Origin of the sequence: Nostoc cf. commune SO-36, from assembly GCF_023734775.1 — a bacterium.
In the GTDB taxonomy this organism is placed as follows: Bacteria; Cyanobacteriota; Cyanobacteriia; order Cyanobacteriales; family Nostocaceae; genus Nostoc; species Nostoc commune_A.
This window is the reverse complement of the sequence record NZ_AP025732.1, coordinates 4,412,662-4,431,065: the sequence shown is the minus strand read 5'-3', so window position 1 is coordinate 4,431,065 and position 18,404 is coordinate 4,412,662. Positions and strand designations below refer to the sequence as shown.

11 protein-coding genes and 6 pseudogenes are annotated in these 18,404 nt (G+C 40.3%); 8 read left to right on the top strand and 9 right to left on the bottom strand.

The annotated features are described in order from the left end of the window. Nucleotides 1–103 precede the first annotated feature (103 nt). On the bottom strand, nt 104–1,438 hold the full coding sequence (locus tag ANSO36C_RS19930; RefSeq protein WP_251955920.1) for a TrkH family potassium uptake protein: 1,335 nt from the start codon (nt 1,436–1,438) through the stop codon (nt 104–106). 300 nt (nt 1,439–1,738) lie between these two features. Here ANSO36C_RS19930 and ANSO36C_RS19925 point away from each other — a divergent pair, with 300 nt between their 5' ends. The 7 genes and pseudogenes from ANSO36C_RS19925 to coaE all read left to right on the top strand — a co-directional run bounded on the left by ANSO36C_RS19925 (nt 1,739) and on the right by coaE (nt 10,956). Further along, complete coding sequence (locus ANSO36C_RS19925) at nt 1,739–2,581, top strand: methyltransferase domain-containing protein (protein WP_251955919.1); 843 nt, start codon at nt 1,739–1,741, stop codon at nt 2,579–2,581. 345 nt (nt 2,582–2,926) lie between these two features. Next, a pseudogene (locus ANSO36C_RS19920) lies at nt 2,927–3,894 on the top strand (homogentisate phytyltransferase). 3 nt (nt 3,895–3,897) lie between these two features. Next, nucleotides 3,898–4,364, top strand: a pseudogene (locus ANSO36C_RS19915) (tetratricopeptide repeat protein). A 630-nt stretch (nt 4,365–4,994) separates the two neighbouring features. Beyond that, nucleotides 4,995–7,135: pseudogene (locus ANSO36C_RS19910) on the top strand (ATP-binding protein). A 428-nt stretch (nt 7,136–7,563) separates the two neighbouring features. Beyond that, a complete protein-coding gene (locus tag ANSO36C_RS19905) occupies nt 7,564–8,589 on the top strand; it encodes a tetratricopeptide repeat protein (protein WP_251955918.1) in 1,026 nt (341 codons plus the stop codon). 66 nt (nt 8,590–8,655) lie between these two features. Then, a pseudogene (gene cobA, locus ANSO36C_RS19900) lies at nt 8,656–10,252 on the top strand (uroporphyrinogen-III C-methyltransferase). Between the two features lie 103 nt (nt 10,253–10,355). Further along, nucleotides 10,356–10,956, top strand: a pseudogene (coaE, locus tag ANSO36C_RS19895) (dephospho-CoA kinase). A gap of 84 nt (nt 10,957–11,040) precedes the next feature. Here the strand turns inward: coaE and ANSO36C_RS19890 are convergent. The 5 genes from ANSO36C_RS19890 to ANSO36C_RS19870 all read right to left on the bottom strand — a co-directional run bounded on the left by ANSO36C_RS19890 (nt 11,041) and on the right by ANSO36C_RS19870 (nt 13,397). Further along, on the bottom strand, nt 11,041–11,406 hold the full coding sequence (locus ANSO36C_RS19890) for a DOPA 4,5-dioxygenase family protein (protein ID WP_251955917.1): 366 nt from the start codon (nt 11,404–11,406) through the stop codon (nt 11,041–11,043). Between the two features lie 162 nt (nt 11,407–11,568). Next, nucleotides 11,569–12,105, bottom strand: coding sequence for a universal stress protein (locus ANSO36C_RS19885; protein WP_251960386.1), 537 nt, complete (start codon nt 12,103–12,105; stop codon nt 11,569–11,571). A 565-nt stretch (nt 12,106–12,670) separates the two neighbouring features. After that, nucleotides 12,671–12,814, bottom strand: coding sequence for a hypothetical protein (locus tag ANSO36C_RS19880; RefSeq protein ID WP_251955915.1), 144 nt, complete (start codon nt 12,812–12,814; stop codon nt 12,671–12,673). 53 nt (nt 12,815–12,867) lie between these two features. Continuing rightward, nucleotides 12,868–13,098 (bottom strand): type II toxin-antitoxin system MqsA family antitoxin, encoded by a 231-nt coding sequence (locus ANSO36C_RS19875; RefSeq protein ID WP_251955914.1) that lies wholly within the window; start codon nt 13,096–13,098, stop codon nt 12,868–12,870. A 17-nt stretch (nt 13,099–13,115) separates the two neighbouring features. Further along, entirely contained in the window at nt 13,116–13,397 is a 282-nt protein-coding gene (locus ANSO36C_RS19870) for a DUF4258 domain-containing protein (protein WP_251955912.1), read from the bottom strand. Nucleotides 13,398–13,728: 331 nt separating this feature from the next. On the opposite strand from ANSO36C_RS19870, the gene ANSO36C_RS19865 reads away from it, so the two are divergent. After that, nucleotides 13,729–14,823, top strand: coding sequence for an endonuclease NucS domain-containing protein (locus tag ANSO36C_RS19865; RefSeq protein ID WP_251955911.1), 1,095 nt, complete (start codon nt 13,729–13,731; stop codon nt 14,821–14,823). Between the two features lie 48 nt (nt 14,824–14,871). Here the strand turns inward: ANSO36C_RS19865 and ANSO36C_RS19860 are convergent, their stop codons facing one another. The 3 genes and pseudogenes from ANSO36C_RS19860 to acnB all read right to left on the bottom strand — a co-directional run bounded on the left by ANSO36C_RS19860 (nt 14,872) and on the right by acnB (nt 18,098). After that, on the bottom strand, nt 14,872–15,111 hold the full coding sequence (locus tag ANSO36C_RS19860; protein WP_251955909.1) for a type II toxin-antitoxin system HicA family toxin: 240 nt from the start codon (nt 15,109–15,111) through the stop codon (nt 14,872–14,874). Continuing rightward, a complete protein-coding gene (locus ANSO36C_RS19855; protein ID WP_251955908.1) occupies nt 15,104–15,370 on the bottom strand; it encodes a type II toxin-antitoxin system HicB family antitoxin in 267 nt (88 codons plus the stop codon). The genes ANSO36C_RS19860 and ANSO36C_RS19855 overlap by 8 nt, the downstream gene beginning before the upstream one ends. 63 nt (nt 15,371–15,433) lie before the next feature. Further along, nucleotides 15,434–18,098, bottom strand: a pseudogene (acnB, locus tag ANSO36C_RS19850) (bifunctional aconitate hydratase 2/2-methylisocitrate dehydratase). Nucleotides 18,099–18,404: the final 306 nt, after the last annotated feature.

Sequence of the window (18,404 nt, the reverse complement as noted above, 5' to 3'; positions counted from 1 at the left end):
GTTAGTCATTAGTCATTAGTCATTAGTCATTAGTCATTGGTCATTGGTCATTAGTTATTCTCCCCCTGCCTCCCCTGCTCCCTCATCCCTTACTCCCTACTCTCTATCCCACAAGTAAATTTTCTTCAGGATAGTGAATTCTAGTGGGGCGGGGATCTCCTAGTACGGCAGACATCAGTAGTAAAACACCTACTCTGCCAACGTACATAGTAACAATTAAGATGAGCTTTGCTGCTGTAGAGATAGTTCCTGTAATGCCTGTAGAAAGCCCTACGGTAGCGAAGGCTGATACCACTTCAAACAAAATTTTAATAAAATCTAATGTTGGATCTGTGAGACTAATTAAAATGGTGGCTAAAATCACGGTTGCTACTGAACCTACTAACACACCCACAGCTTTCAAGATTAAATTTATTGCTATTTTGCGTTCATACAATAAAACTTCTTCTTTCCCCTGGAGGATCGCTTTGGTACAACTGGTGAGGACTCTCAAAGTTGTTGTTTTCATGCCTCCCCCTGTACCACCTGGGCTTGCACCAATAAACATTAATGCAATTGTAATAAATAGACCAGCAGTGGTCATTTTACCAATATCTATGGTGTTAAAACCAGCAGTTCTCGGAGTAACTGATTGAAACCAAGCTACTAATACTTGGTCACGGAAATTTAAAGAACCAAATGTTTCCGGGTTTCTGATTTCTATACAGAAAAATGCCAATATTCCGATTAGTAATAATATAATTGTTGTACTGATCGCAACTTTGAAATCTAAAGTAAATATTTGAATTTGAGTTTTTTTGAGAATGCGATCGCGCAACCAAATATACATTTCCATAATTACCTGATAGCCAATTCCCCCAAAGATAATCAACATAGTGATGGTGAAGACTACTAAGAAGGATGACTGATAGCCAATTAAGTTATCTTTAAATAAACTAAATCCAGCATTATTCCAAGCATTGATGCTATGAAAAATCGCTAACCAAAGTCCTTCACTCCACCCATAATCTGGAACAAAGGCTGGTAAAAGTAAGAATACTCCAGTAATTTCAAAAATTAAAGTTGTGGCAATAATTGAACGGATAACTTGGGTGCTGCCACTCATTCCCGGTCGGTCTAAAGCTTGTTGTATGGCTATTTTTTGCCGCATATCAAACTTACGACCAATGAGCAAAATCAGAAATGTGGTTGTTGTCATATAGCCCAACCCACCAATCTGAGCTAATAGCGCAATAAATAACTGACCCCAAAAAGAAAAATAAGTACCAGGATCAACTACTGATAAACCTGTGACACAAACTGCGGATGTCGAGGTGAATAGTGCCACAATTGGATTATCCCAAGTACCAGCGCTAGTTGAGAAAGGCATCATCAACAGCACAGTACCGATAGTGATAACAGCGATAAATCCTAAACAAATTGTGCGAGCGACAGTCATAATTAATTTGTAATACTCGCCAAAGGCGAGAAGCAACTTACGTAATTCGTAATTCGTAATTAAGAAAGTTAGGTTAAATCTGGGTTTTCACCTCTTTGTATCTGTAGGTTTTTGGGGATAATTGGTATAAATTTTAGTAAGAACAGTTTATTAAGGTAAGACCAATCAATTTTGTCAGAGAGGATAAATCTTGGTTTATCTTCCTTAGAGCAAAAATACCCTTATTTAATTAAAAACATACATGGTAGCCTACCAGTATATTTTTTTTGAATTCTACTTCGTCTCAATACTATTTTTTTCATGAGTGCAACACTTTACCAGCAAATTCAACAATTCTACGATGCTTCCTCTGGTCTGTGGGAACAGATTTGGGGCGAACACATGCACCACGGTTATTACGGCGCTGATGGTAGTGAGAAAAAAGACCGTCGTCAAGCTCAAATTGATTTAATCGAAGAACTGCTCAATTGGGCAGGGGTAGAAGCAGCAGAAAATATCCTAGATGTAGGTTGTGGCATTGGGGGGAGTTCTTTATACCTGGCTGAAAAGTTTCATGCTAAGGCTACAGGGATTACTTTGAGTCCTGTGCAAGCTGCCAGAGCAACGGAACGTGCTGCGGAGGCAAATTTGAGTCTAAAAACTCAGTTTCAGGTCGCTAATGCTCAAGAAATGCCCTTTGCTAACGATTCTTTTGATTTGGTTTGGTCGCTGGAAAGTGGTGAACACATGCCAGATAAAACTAAATTTCTCCAGGAGTGCTATCGGGTGCTGAAACCTGGTGGTAAGTTAATTATGGTGACTTGGTGTCATCGACCGATTGATAAGTTACCACTGACGGCGGATGAGGAAAAGCATTTGCAGGATATTTATCGGGTGTATTGTTTGCCTTATGTGATTTCTTTACCAGAGTATGAAAGCATAGCCCGTCAACTTCCATTAAACAATATTCGCACCGCCGATTGGTCAACCGCCGTTGCTCCCTTTTGGAATGTAGTCATTGATTCGGCGTTCACTCCCCAAGCGTTTTGGGGCTTACTAAATGCTGGTTGGACTACCATTCAAGGGGCATTATCGCTGGGGTTGATGCGTCGCGGTTATGAGCGTGGGTTAGTTCGGTTTGGCTTATTGTGCGGGAATAAGTAATTAAAACAATTCGCAATGACGCTCGCGGACTCGCTAACGCAATTACGTTTTGTGTCGGGGTCTAAATCCCCGTCACAAAACGGGTTGCCTGTCTTGCTGGGGACTTAAACCCCCAAAGTTTGTTAATGTTTGTAGTCGGGACTAAAATCTTCACTACAAACTAATCTCAAAATTTTTAGCGAGAAAATGGGTTTAAAGCCGTTAACTTAAGCATGGAGGTCGTCCCCCATGCTTAGGTTAACCGGAGTATGTCAATTAATCTACTTTGATTCATACAAGAAGTCTGATGACCAAATTCTGTGACAATGATTAACAACCAGCCAGAATATTGTATTTAAGCTACTCATGAGCCAAAGTTCTCAAAACACACCTTTGCCACGCAAACCTGTTCAATCATATTTGCAGTGGTTATACGCCTTCTGGAAATTCTCTCGCCCTCACACGATTATTGGTACAAGTCTGAGTGTTTTGGGTTTATATTTAATTGCTATTGCCGTTAGTACAGGTGCGATGAATCGCGTCTCTACAACGTATTCCCTACTCTCTGTTTTGGGCGCTTGGATTGCCTGTCTGTGTGGCAATGTCTATATTGTCGGGCTGAATCAATTAGAAGATGTGGAAATTGACAAGATTAATAAGCCTCATTTACCCTTAGCGTCTGGTGAGTTTTCTCAGCAAACAGGGCAATTAATTGTTGCTTCTACTGGGATTTTGGCGCTAGTTGTGGCGTGGCTAACTGGGCCGTTCTTATTGGGTATGGTGGCGATTAGTTTGGCCATTGGTACTGCTTATTCTTTACCGCCAATTCGCTTAAAACAGTTTCCCGTTTGGGCGGCGCTGTGTATTTTTTCGGTGCGCGGTACGATTGTTAACTTAGGGCTGTATCTGCATTACAGTTGGGCGTTGCAACAAAGCCAAACAATTCCGCCTGTGGTATGGGTACTGACGTTATTTATTTTGGTGTTTACCTTTGCGATCGCTATCTTTAAAGATATCCCCGATATGGAAGGCGATCGCCTCTACAATATTACTACTTTCACTATTAAACTTGGCCCCCAAGCTGTGTTCAATCTAGCTCTTTGGGTAATAACTGCTTGCTATCTGGGAATAATTCTGGTTGGGGTGCTACGTGTCGCCTCAGTTAACGCTATATTCCTAGTAATTGCTCATTTGGGCTGTTGGCTTGGCTGTGGTTGCGGAGTTTGACGGTAGACTTACAAGATAAAAGTGCGATCGCTCAATTCTACCAATTTATCTGGAAACTCTTTTTTATGGAATATCTGATTTTTCCTATCGCCTGTCTTTTGGCTTAGACAATGCTAGAAACCTTTCCCACGAGTTCTATTATCGCTGCTCTTGTAGTTGTTCTCAGTCTATCAATTCTTGGCTATTTCGCTTGGAAAACTTTGATTACCTCAAATTTGTTTCAAAAAGGAATCAATCTTGCCCAAGCAAAAGATTACCAAGGTGCAGAAACAGCCTTTCGTAAAGTGATTTCTATCAACTCTACTAATGATGTAGTGCGCTTGTTTTTAGGAGACGTTTTAAACCAGCAAGGACAAGTAGAAGAAGCAACAGAATTATTTCGGGAAGTAATTCGCCGCAGTCCGAAAATCCTGATGCTTACTTGCGTCTGGCAAATATTCTCATGCAGCAAAAGCGAGAAGAAGAAGCTAAAACTAACTTGATACAAGCTAAAGATTTATTACAAAAACAGCGCCAACCGGAAAAAGCTAAAAAAATCACTCAACTGGTAGATAAAATGAGCGCTAAGTCAAGTTAATCTTAACTTTAATGAGAATTTGTGAGATTAATTTTTTCTATTCTATCTCCTAATTTTTTACCATTCCCATCATTATGGTGAGAATGGTTTTTATTTGAAATTTACCAATATCTGGCGTAATTAGCATACTTTCTTCCCACCCAAGGAGTATCTATTTAAAAACCGCGAAGATGCAAAGCACGCAAAGAAAATATAAAATAAGGTTCGTAATCTTGCAGAGGGAAGGGAGTAATTCATTATCAAAGTCAACTTTTTTTAACGAACTGCAAAGGAAGAAGAAAATGAATACTTAAGCAAACTGTCTTGAATGTCCGCAATTTTCGCAAGTTTGACCACTCCCTTCATAGCTTTTACAATTACAATCGAAGGAAGCATCCCAATTTTTCAAAAGTTCACAGTACTGATGCAAAAACCCTTTCCAACTCTCTTACCTTTGCGCTCTTCTCTACGAGACGCTAGGCGCAGCTTGCTTATCCGTAGGAATATGCGTTCTTCTCTACGAGATACTGCACTTAGCTTGCCTATCCGTAGGAATATATGGTTCCTATCGTCATTATCTTATTCCTATTTTCAGACACGATGTTAGTAGATTTTATCGATTAGAAAAATTAAGTATTTATGTCAGACATAATATCACAATTGTGGACTAACTTTTTTACATCAGAATCATTTATTCCACATGGACATTGCTATCTATGGCAAACGAATTTAGTTTGGTTACACATATTATCTGACGCATTCATTGCACTAGCTTATTACTCGATTCCAGCTACACTCTTCTACTTTGTCCGCAAGCGAAAAGATTTGCCCTTTGATTGGATTTTTCTGTTGTTTAGTGGATTTATCGTAGCTTGCGGCACTACTCATTTAATGGAGATTTGGACACTTTGGCATCCAACCTATTGGGTGTCGGGGTTTGTCAAAGCAGTAACTGCCTTAATATCTGTAGTTACAGCAGTACAACTTGTACCTTTAGTTCCACAAGCACTGGCACTTCCTAGCCCTGCTCAATTAGAACAAGCAAATCAAGAACTTCAAACACAAATAGCCAAACGCTCAGGGATAGAGGAGGAACTACGAAAATACCAGAATCATCTGGAAGAAATGGTTGCTGTTCGCACCGATGAAATTACCAAAACTAACGAGCAATTACAACTAGAAATCCTTGAACGCCAACGTATCTTAGAAATTCTCAGACAAAGCGAAGAACGCTACCGTTACTTGGCTGAGGCAATTCCTCAACTTGTATGGACAACTAATGCTAACGGTGAATGTGATTATTTTAATCAAAATTGGTGCGAATACACTGGGCTAACATTAGAGCAATCCTTGGGTTCTGGTTGGTTAGCAGCATTACATCCAGATGATGTCCAAAGAGCTGATAAGGTGTGGTCTGATGCTGTAAAAGATAGCACTATATATAATAATGAATATCGCTTTAAACGAGCTGCTGATAACTCCTATCGTTGGCAGCTAGCGCGAGGTTTACCACTTAAAGACGAGCAAGGTTTTGTAGTGAAGTGGTTTGGAACATGTACAGATATCCACGAACAAAAACAAATACTTGAAGAACGGGCGCACCTGCTGGAATTAGAACAAGTAGCACGAGCAAAAGCAGAAACAGCCAATCGAATTAAAGATGAATTTTTAGCCGTCCTCTCTCACGAATTACGCACTCCACTAAACGCAATTCTCGGCTGGTCAAAGTTGTTGCAAAGCCGCAGATTAGACCCAAACAAGACATCTGAAGCACTAGCCACAATCGAGCGGAATGCCACCTTACAAGTTCAACTCATTGAGGACTTGCTAGATATCTCCAGAATTTTACAGGGCAAACTGACGCTGAATATTACGAAGATTAACTTAGAATCTACGATATTGTTTGCGCTACAGACAATGCGTTTAGCGGCAGAAACAAAGTTGATTGAGGTGAATACAACATTTGTACCGAATATGGGACAAGTTATGGGCGACTCGACTCGTTTGCAGCAAGTCGTCTGGAATCTGCTTTCTAACGCAATCAAATTTACACCCAAGGGGGGAAAGGTAAAAGTACGGCTAGAACAAGCTGATGGCTATGCTCAAATAATCGTTAGCGATACAGGTAAGGGAATTAGGGCTGACTTTTTGCCTTATGTGTTTGATTACTTCCGCCAAGCAGATAGCACTTCTACAAGAAATTTTGGTGGATTAGGGCTGGGATTGGCAATTGTGCGTAATATCATTGAAATGCATGGCGGCATTGTCCAAGCAGAAAGCCACGGTGAGGGTAAAGGAGCAATATTTACTGTTAGCTTACCGCTTCTGCCAGATGAAAGTTTAAGGCTGACGGATAAACAAAAAGACCCTGTATTGTTAGCTTATAACTCCTTACCCCTCGCTGGTATCCGGGTTTTAGTTGTCGATGATGATGATGATTCGAGAGATTTTATTGCTTTTGTATTAGAGCAAGATGGGGCTTTTGTCATGGCGGTATCTTCCGCTTTAGAAGCATTACAAACTCTAGCAGAGTTAAAGCCAGATGTGTTGGTCAGCGATATTAGTATGCCCGACATGGATGGCTATATGTTAATAAATGAAGTGCGAACTTGGACACCAGAACAAGGTGGACAAATCCCAGCAATTGCCTTGACAGCCTTTGCAAGAAATAATGACCAGGAAAAAGCACTGAAAGCTGGGTTTCAAATGCATTTACCCAAGCCTCTTAACCCCGAAAATTAATTGCAGGCATTCTTAAACTTATGGAAACAAAAGCGCCGTCAATTACTTAAGAAACGACTTTTTAATCATAAAATATCTTTATTAATTAGGGACTTGCAGTTAATAAATAGCCTATAGTCCGGGTACAAGGTGTTGCGTGCCCACAAATCTACAAATAATTTGGGATAATTAATTTTTTGCAAGTCCCTTTATTAAGCATCTTGTAAAAAAATGTAGAGACGTAGCAGTAATACGTCTCTACAAGGGTTATAAATAACGCATAATTAATTTATGGAAATGTCTATTATGTATAAATAGATATTTATATGAGAGTAGACTTGTATCAAGTTAGGTTAATCACTTATAATTCCTGCTAGAGTGCCGCCAAAGCTACACTTTTGCTTCCTAAAGATCAAGCAAAGAGGGGCTGGGGTGTTTTTATGATGGCAATTAGCCAAACTAGACATTATATGTAAACCGAGCAGGTAAGGTAATAAAAATGCTAAAAAACAAGAATCTACTGGTAGCAGCTATTATCTGCTTGTGTTTGAGTAATGGAAATAGTGCCTTTGGTAAAGATGTTGGCGTTGTTTTATCAAAAATTCCAAACTTAAATCAAGCAGCACTCCCTCAGAATAAAAATGCAGTTGCTAACTACAAGCAAGGAATCAATCTCCAAACACAAGGAAATTTAAAAGCAGCAGAGGCGGCTTTTCGGAAAGCTATTAAACTAGAACCAAAATTTGTCCAAGCTTATATTGCTTTGGGAAATACTCTCGGCGATCAAGGCAAACCAGAAGAGGCGATCGCACAATATAATCAAGCTATCACCCTCGATCCTAAGTATCCTCAAGCTCACTTTTACCTAGGAAATGCCCTGTATGCTCAAGGCAAACTAGAAGATGCGATCGCCCAATACAATCAAGCCATTAGTCTTGCTCCCAAGTATGCAGATGCTCACTATTACTTAGGGAATGCCTTATACGCTCAAGGAAAACCAACAGAAGCAGTCGCCGAATATACAGCAGCCATTGGTTTCGATCCGAAAAATTCAGTAAGTTATAACGCCTTGGGAAATGCTCTGTACGCTCAAGGCAAACTAGAAGAAGCGATCGCTCAGTACAAAAAAGCTATAAGTTTCGATCCCAAGTATGCAGACGCTCACTATAATTTAGCAAGTGCTTTATACGCTCAAGAAAAATTAACAGAAGCAATCGCCGAATATGAGCAAGCGATTCGCCTTGATCCCAAACACGCACAAGCTTACACAGGTTTGGGAAATGCAATGGACGATCAAGGCAAGTCACAAGAAGCGATCGCACATTACAAAAAAGCTATTAGCCTTGTACCCAACTATGCTTATGCTTATTATAATTTGGGCATCGCTTTGGGAAGAGAACAACAGCTAGAAGAAGCGGTTTTAAATTTCCAAAAAGCCAAAGAGTTATTCCAAGCAGAGGAAAACAAGGAGATGGTTGAGCAAATTGATCAGCTAATTCAACAAATTAATACGCGGACGAATTGAATAGAGGGGATTGGGGGCTAGGAAAGAAGCAGAAGAGTTAGGAGAAAAACTATTGACAAATGACAAATGATTCAAGAAAGGGGCAAGGTTTACCTCGTAGGTGCTGGGCCTGGAGATGCCGCATACCTAACAGTAAAAGCTTACAATCTCTTAGCTGTTGCTCAGGTGTTAGTTTACGATGCTTTAGTAGATGCTCAATTATTGCAATGCGTACCATCTGACTGCCTAAAGTTGGATGTCGGTAAACGCGGTGGCAAACCCAGTACAACCCAAGCACAGATTAACAAGTTATTAGTAACGCATTGTCTGCAAGGAAAACAAGTTGTACGGCTCAAATCAGGCGATCCGTTGATTTTTGGGCGTTGCACTTCCGAAATTGAAGCGTTGAAAGCATCTGGTTGTGATTTTGAACTGATACCAGGAATTTCCTCAGCCCTTGCAGCTCCGTTATTGGCAGGAATTCCCCTGACAGATCCAGTTTTAAGCCGATGTTTTGCAGTTTTTACAGCTCATGAACCAGAGGTTTTAGACTGGGAGGCACTCTCACGTTTAGATACACTGGTAATTCTCATGGGGGGGCAACATCTACCAGAAATTGTAGATCAGCTGGTACGGCACGGGCGATCGCACTTAACACCCATTGCTATCATCCGGTGGGCGGGAACTCCCGATCAACAAATTTGGACAGCGCAACTAGGCAATATTCTGGAACAAACCACCGACTTATCCCTTTCTCCGGCAGTAATTGTAATTGGTGAAGTTGTTGGGCTACGCAAGTACTTACAACCTGAGAAAATAGATTGTCAAGATTCTACTACAGCCAAAATTCCTAGCCCTCCTGCGATGTCAAGTAACTTCTCACTATCTTCCCTTCCCCTTACTGGTAAAACAATCTTGGTGACACGTTCAGTTGGACAGTCGAGCCAATTTAGCGATCGCCTCATTGCATTAGGTGCTACAGTCATCGAAATGCCTACCTTAGAAATCGGCCCGCCCTCTTGTTGGGAAGCTTTGAATGATGCGATCGCTCATTTATCTGACTTCGACTGGTTAATTCTCACTTCTACCAATGGCATAGACTACTTTTTTGAAAGACTAATTGCCCAAGGTAAAGATACCCGTGCTTTAGCAGGTGTCAAAATTGCCGTCGTTGGCGAGAAAACAGCCCAACGTCTCAAACAACACTCTCTCCAACCAGATTTTATTCCCCCCAACTTTGTTGCCGATTCTTTAGTAGAAAATTTCCCAGATAGACTCGATGGTAAAAAGGTTTTATTTCCCAGAGTTGAAAGCGGCGGAAGAGAAGTTTTAGTTAATGAATTAACTCTCAAGGGAGCAAAGGTAATTGAAGTTGCCGCATATCAATCTTGTTGTCCTAGTAGTATTGCACCTGCGGCAGAGTTAGCTCTCAAAAACCGCAATGTAGATGTAATTACCTTTGCCAGTTCTAAAACTGTGCAATTTTTCTGTCAACTTACTAACAATATATTTTCCCACAACTCTAATGCTAGCGAATTCTTAGAAGGCGTTTGTATTGCTTCTATCGGCCCCCAAACCTCCAAAACTTGTCATGCTTTATTCGGAACGTGTAGATGTAGAAGCCCAAGAATATACTTTAGATGGTTTAACGCAAGCACTGATAACATGGGCAGCCAATTCTTAGATGCGTTTTCCCTGGGGAAGCAGAGGAAGCAGGAGGAGAATAACTAGTGACAAATAACAAGATGACTAATGAGTAATGACTAATGACTAATGACTAATGACTAATGACAAAACGTATAATCGGCTATAACTGGAGGTATTGCCACAGGCAAAACCACTGTCACCAATTTATTTAGCTAGCGCTTATAACCTGCCGATTTTGGATGCAGATATTTATGCTAGAGAGGCAGTATCTTTGGGTTCGCCTATTTTAGGTGCGATCGCACAACGTTACGGCGAACAAATTTTATTACCAGATGGTAGCCTCAACCGCCAAAAGCTAGGCGAAATTATTTTTAATCGTCAAGATGAACGCAACTGGATAGACAATTTGATTCATCCTAATTGTGCGCGATCGCTTTCTCAAAGCAATAAACTCAGTCCTCCTCACAAACACTAGTGTTAGTAGTGCCTCTATTATTTGAAGCGGGAATGACTGATTTAGTTACAGAAATCTGGGTAGTGCGTTGTTCCCAAGAGCAACAACTACAAAGATTGATACAACGAAACCATTTAAATAGAGAACAGGCACAAGCTAGGATCAACAGCCAATTATCTATTGAAGAAAAAGTGGCTCATGCAGATGTTGTTTTAGATAACTCTTCCACCCTAGAAGTACTACTAAAACAGGTAGATGTAGCTCTAAAAACTAAAAGTCTTCACTAGAGCCTATTTATCTTAAAAAATATATTTAATATATAAAAAGTTTATCAATTAATATTATATATACAACAAAATGAACTACTTATCCTAATTGGATGAAGTCGAACTCAGTTGTTTAAGAAACTCAATATTCAAATCTAGCTTTGTTCCTAACCATAAGGAATTATCCGCATGATCTGCGACAGCATCGCCTGTCTCAGGGTGGACAAGAATATCCAATCCTTCACGATTGAGCATTAACCAGGGGACAACTTTATCAAATTGATTCGGTAAGAAAGCAACTTGATACATTCCTTTGGGGTGGGGGCCGATGGGCTTATCAAACCAGCGTCCGAGTTGCACGTCAAACCTAGCGCCTAATTCTTCACGTACACGCGCCGCTACATCCCGACTCGCGCTATCGAAGTAAACATGAGCGTGAAAACCAGTGATCTCGATAGTATCTTCTTTCATAGATCCACTTTTAGCTCTCAACTCTAATTTTCGGTAGCGGACTTTCTCTTCGCTGAAAAAGCGATGCTTACGCTCTATTTTAGCTCAATACTGTTTAGTTGTTTGTAGTAAAAACTCAAGTCCTTACTACAAACCTGCAAAACTAGCTTGACAAAGTAGTAGTTAGTTAGCGCTGAAAGCGCTTGTAGTTTCTTTGGCAACTTTATCTATTTTAGAAGTAACTGAAAGATGTACAACATGCACTGAACAAGGAGCATGGTGAAGAACGTAGTTACTCACACTACCGAGAAATAGTTCCATCAGTCCAGAACGACCCCTACGTCCCATGACAATTAGATCAGCGCCATGACTATGGGCTAAATCACAAATGATGCGACCAGGATTACCAACATTTTGTGTAAATTCCGTCGTTACACCTGCTGTGTTAGCTTGGGCACAGAAAGATTGCAACATTTGAATTCCTTGATCTTTAAAGTTATCCCACTGCTTTTGGTATAACTCAAAGCTTTGACCACTGAATCCCGGATAGTAGTCCATATTAGACAGCATAGGTAGGTAAGGACTACCCTCTTCTTCGGGAGATAGGACATGCACTAGCATTAATTCAGCCTGTGTTAACTTTGCCAAACCCAACGCTTCTTCAAAAACCTGTTGCCCTATTTGTGAACGATCTAATGCAACTAGAATTTTTTTAAACATCATATAGACCTCCGATTTCATTGGTAATTGGTCTTTACGGTTTCGGGTTTCCAAATGCGGGATTGTCAAAAATCACTAATCCCTCAACTATGTTTAACGACTTGTAAATTTTAAACTTATTAAAGGTTTTCGCCCTATATTTATTTTTATAGCAAAACAATTTGAGGAACTTGTGAGGAAAGTAAGCATTGCTCTTTAATTATCAAGGATCATCCCGTTTTGGAAGAAACATCTTTAGACCCTCACCCTAAATTCCTCTGCCAACTTTGAAGCTGATTTCGTGTTCGGGTAATACCAACAGGAGCTAGGAGATGGGAACGAATACGTGCTATCAGTCAATTCGCTTTACTCCACAATCGTACTTCAAGCGGTACGTAGGCGTAGCCCGTCAAAGAAATAGCAACACAATAATCACCTAGAGTACTCCAAGTAAAAAAATGCTCAATTGTCATTGCGAGCTTTGCGAAGCAATCCCAGAGATTTTGCGATTGCTTCGCAAAGCTCGCAATGACCACACATATTTTGCATGATTTGTTAACTTCTAAAAAGACACAGAGTCAACACCCTAGATTAGGTCTGTGTGGATCGCTTCTTTAAGTTGCTTGATTGCTGCTTCTTGATTTATCCCTTGTCCTACTAGTCCATTTTCTAAACATAAAGCAACCCAGTAACCCGCACTCTTTGGCAAAACTGTTGTGTAGAAATCCATAAATGTTTTTTAATAATAGAATAACTAAAGCAACAGTTAATTTTGGCAATTATTCATGATCCAAAACTAGCCACTTCTACAGGACGTTCAACAGCTAATTTTTTCCGGTTAGTTTTAATTTGTTCAATTCTGTGAAGGGTTTCAGCAGTTAAATAACTTTCGCCGCAATGAGTACAGGTTATTACTGGAATGTTTTCTATTACTAGCAGGTCTTTCCCTTTACCATAGGTTCTAGTAATTTGGCGGATTTTTACACCTTCGCTTCCACAAATATCACACAGCATTTGCCGCTTTCCTGGTATTAGGGTATGTATACAGTAATGATAACAAGCTTTCCAGTTGGACTTAGCTTTGTAATTATTTCGACTTCCTCAGCATCAAGAGTTAAACCTCTGATGCGATATTTAGATTCTGCTGTCACTTTATCCTTTTGACGTTCCAGTATTTCGCCTGTGAGGATACCTTGTTCAATGTCATAGATTGTTAGATTATCATCGCTCATTTCTTCTTCAGCGTGCAGGGTCATTAAATACTGACGAGAAGAAATTTTATCCCGCATTCGTTGCAAAATTTCATCGAACAAAGTGGTAGTCTCGGACGAATTAGACTTTAATAGTTTACAGCGATCGCATCCCTAATTTACTAAGTGCGATCGCATGGATTGACCTCTCCCCCAACGCTAGCAGGGAAGGGTTGGGGGGTTAGGTCTGTGTGCAAAGTGCGAAGGTGCGATCGCAGTTCACTATTTTTACTTATCTAAACAAGGACATCAGATAACTTTTAGTATAAATTAAATATATAAGTATAATGTTTTTTAAACCATATCTTAGCTAAAAGCTTTATATAAATGGCTTTTGGACTCATCACGGTTGAAAAAAATCAGCTTATCTACTTAGTATTACTTAACTTGGATCATGCAAAAGAACGTAGCATTACGCAAAACTGATCAAGGCTGGAAATTTATTGATGAGTCTGAATTAGAAACTTTTGTTTGGGATAATTTAGAAGAAATATTTGAACTAAAGCCATTAACACGCCAATTATCTATAAAAGGAGAAGTTTGTGACATCCTAGCAATAGGAAAAAATAATCAACTAGTTATTATTGAACTGAAAAATACAGAAGATAGATATGTGATTAATCAACTTACACGCTATTATGACAATTTACTAGAAGAACAACCTTTAAAAACTAATATTAATTATGATGAAGAAATTCGGCTACTAGCTATCTGTCCGAGTTTTCATCGTCATAATTTAATTGATAAAAAACACAGTAGATTAAATTTTGATTTATTGAATTTTTTAATTGTGTACGAAAATGATGAATTTTATTTTCATCTCTCTCACATTCATAACAAATCAGAAACAAAAACTATAAAAATTAATTATCAAGAAGTTACAGCGCTTCCCGCTATTATGCAATACAGTTTTTCTTATTGCCTCTCTCCTAACATAGCTTTTAGCTTTGAGGATGTACCTCATAGCTGCCGGAAGTGCTGTAATCTCCAAAATCAAGAAAATGATAATATTCCTGAACCACCAAGATTATTATTAGATTGGTTAGGTTCTTTAACAAACACGGAAATAGAAAATTTAACGAGAATTAGACATCAGATATTAAGTTTCGATCATAGATTAGAAGAACTAATAGTGAATAAAAGCATCATATATGCAAGTAAATATGGTAAGGATAAGATGAGGCAATGTGCAGAGTTATGTTTTGATAGAAAATCGAAAAAGATACTCTTATTTTTATGGCTAGTTATTCCCAGTCGCCAAAATAAAACTATTGCTAGAATGCAAATTGATCCAACGGAAGAATATCTCACATATCGGCGATATGCTCCTGTGAAAGAAGGAAGTATATTTTGGGAAAAATTCTTCAATCACATTTATTATTCTGTTCCAGAAAATAAAGGCAGTTTTTTAAAACAGGGAATATTTGTTGATGATATAAAATTTCTAGTTGATAAGGCATTGCAAATATGGCTAGAAAGAATCAATTAAAATAAGTTTAGCCGTAGGTTTGTTGAATGCAGTAAAACCCAAAATTACTTACCTTAACAAACTTTCAATATCCTCATCAGTAAAGCCAAACTGCCGAAAAATAGGCAAAACATAACCAGGAGACATTTCTCTTGCACCCATATCTATAGGAACTACTCTTCTTTTACCATCAACTTCACGTGTATATAAACAATGGTCGCCTTTTCCTTCTCTATGAAATGTGCAACCTGCTTGTTCTAAAAGCTTAATTAACTGTCTTGGTTTCAAAGAAGGTATGTTTTTAGGCATAAACCTTCCTTAATTCATATATCTCTGAATCTTGTTCTTTTTCTTCAACAAATAAAAATTCATGTAATTCATCTATTGAAATGGGAGATTTATAAATATTACTTTCAGACTCATAAACAATTTCAAAAGATTCAATAGCCTCTTTTAGCTTACGAATAGCATCTTCTTGAATAGTGCCCTGTCCTACAATTCCATTTTCTAAACACAAAGCAACCCAATAACCAGCGCTTTGCTTGAGTACTACTGTGTAAAATTCCATTGATATTCACCTATTCAAATTGTGGTGTCAGGTGGGCAATGCCCACCCTACTTTAATCATCTACTAACGCAAACTACTAGCTGGCATACCCAAGATATCCTCAAGCCTCGGCATATCTTCTAATGCAATCACGCGCCCTTCATCCTCAAAACCGGAGATTTGATCGAAGTTCAAATACCGATACAAATCATCTGCAAAAGGATGAATTCTACTCGCCACAATATCTAAGTATTCCTGCACTGTTGGAAGTCGTCCTAACAGAGCACAAACTGCGGCTAATTCTGCTGAACCAAGATACACTCGCGCATCTTTACCCATGCGATTATTAAAGTTGCGGGTAGAGGTAGAAAACACTGTTGTGCCATCAGCAACTCGCGCTTGATTACCCATGCACAAACTGCATCCGGGCATTTCTGTTCTAGCACCCGCAGCCCCAAAAACGCTGTATACACCTTCTTCTTTTAATTGGTGTTCATCCATGCGGGTTGGTGGTGCTATCCACAAGCGAGTTTTCACTTCACCTGCGCCTTCCAAAACTTTCGCTGTTGCCCGATAATGACCAATATTTGTCATACAAGAACCGACAAATACCTCTTGCACTGGATCATTAGCAACTTCCGATAATAATTTAACATTGTCGGGGTCATTGGGAGCAGCAACAATTGGTTCTTTTATTTCGTTCAAATCAATTTCAATGATTTCGGCATACTCCGCATCGGCATCGCCTTCTAATAACACGGGATTTGCTAACCATTCTTCCATCTTTGCCACACGGCGCAGCATGGTACGCGCATCTTGATAGCCTCGTGCTATCATATTTTTCAGCAACGCTACGTTAGAACGCAGATATTCAGAAATTGTCTCTGCACTCAGCTTAATTGTGCATCCGGCACAAGAACGTTCGGCACTAGCATCAGTGAGTTCAAAGGCTTGTTCAACTTTTAAATCTGGCAAACCTTCTATTTCCAGAATTCGCCCGGAGAAAACGTTTTTCTTATTCTGCTTTTCTGCTGTCAGCAAACCTTTTTGAATTGCTACGTAGGGAATGGCATTCACGACATCGCGCAGGGTGATACCTGGTTGCAATTCACCTTTAAATCTTACCAAAACTGACTCTGGCATATCTAAAGGCATGACACCCAAGGCGGCTGCAAAGGCTACCAATCCAGAACCGGCGGGGAAGGAAATACCCAAGGGGAAGCGGGTGTGAGAGTCGCCGCCAGTTCCTACAGTGTCGGGTAGCAGCATCCGGTTTAACCAAGAGTGGATGATACCATCACCGGGACGGAGGGCGACACCGCCACGAGAAGCAAAGAAGTCGGGGAGTTCGTGATGGGTTTGGATGTCTACTGGTTTGGGATAAGCTGCTGTGTGGCAGAAGCTTTGTATCACTAAGTCTGCACTGAAACCAAGACAAGCAAGTTCTTTTAATTCGTCGCGGGTCATGGGGCCTGTGGTATCTTGAGAACCAACAGTGCTGATGATGGGTTCGCAAGATGTGCCGGGACGTACACCAGGTAATCCGCAAGCTTTACCTACCATTTTCTGTGCTAGGCTGTAGCCTTTGCCTGTATCAAAGGCTTGCTGAGGACGGGTGAAAACTGTGCTGTGTTCTAAACCAAGTGCAAGACGAGTTTTATCGGTGAGGGTACGTCCGATAAGTAAGGGGATGCGTCCACCTGCACGGACTTCATCGAGGATGGTGTCAGGTTTGAGGGCAAAGGTGGAAATAAGTTCGCCTGTTTCGTTGGTGATTTCGCCTTTGTAGGGATGGATGGTAATTACCATGCCGGTTTCTAGTTTGGTGACATCGCACTGAATAGGCAAAGCACCGGCATCTTCAGCTGTGTTAAAGAAGATTGGCGCGATCGCACCACCTAAAACATAACCCCCAGCGCGTTTGTTTGGCACAAAAGGTATATCATTTCCCATGTGCCACAATACTGAGTTGATGGCAGATTTACGCGAAGAACCTGTACCAACTACATCTCCCACGTAAGCTACAGGATGCCCTTTTTTCTTCAGTTCGCTAATGGTTGCCAAACTTCCCGGTTGCCGTGACTCTAACATCACTAAGGCGTGTAAGGGAATATCCGGGCGAGTTGTGGCGCTTTGGGCGGGGGGATAAATCGTCGGTGTTGGTTTCGCCAGGAACTTTAAAAACGGTGACAGTAATCGCTTCTGGGACTGTGGGACGCATGGTAAACCATTCAGCTTCCGCCCAAGAGTCAACCACCCGTTTGGCGAAAGGATTGGTTTTAGATAATTCTAAAACATCGTGGTAAGCGTCATACACCAAGAGGATTTTGCTTAAAGCGTTGGCGGCGTAGGCGGAAATGGGTTCCTTTCCTTGTCCACCCATTACTAAAGGTGTTTCAGATGAGTCTGAGAGGGATACGGTGGGCCATTGCAGCAAATCGATTAAAGCTTGCACATTGTAACCACCTATCATTGTGCCCAGCAATTGCACCGCTTCTATGCGCGAAACCAAGGGACTGGTGATTTCATTTTTGGCGATCGCGGTGAGGAATCCAGCTTTGACATAAGCTGCTGGATCAACACCAGGAGAAACGCGATCGCGCAATAAATGTAATAATATCTCCTCTTGACCCTTTGGCGGATTTTTCAGTAATTCACATAATTCTGAGGTTTGCTTCGCATCCAATGGTAAAGGAGGAATACCGAGTGCTGCTCTTTCGGCAACGTGTTTACGATATTGTTCTAGCATTTTTATATTCTCCATTGGGATGTTCTATCTTTAATTATGAAATTTTTAGGCAATCCTTGGCTATAAAAGTTTAGCTTACTTTTATGATGAAAGCCTTACTGGTAATCGGTTATTAGCAACTTTTTTTATACTGAAAGTTTGAAAAGTATTGGGCAAATAGAATTCGCTACTACACTAGCATTGTCCATCTCCGTGGACTGAGAGGAAATCAAGGATTTTTAACCCACGGAGGTGGGTTTCGTATTTCGACTCCGCTCAACACAAGTCTGTATAGTTACGACTTCTAGTCGCCAGGTGTAGTAATAA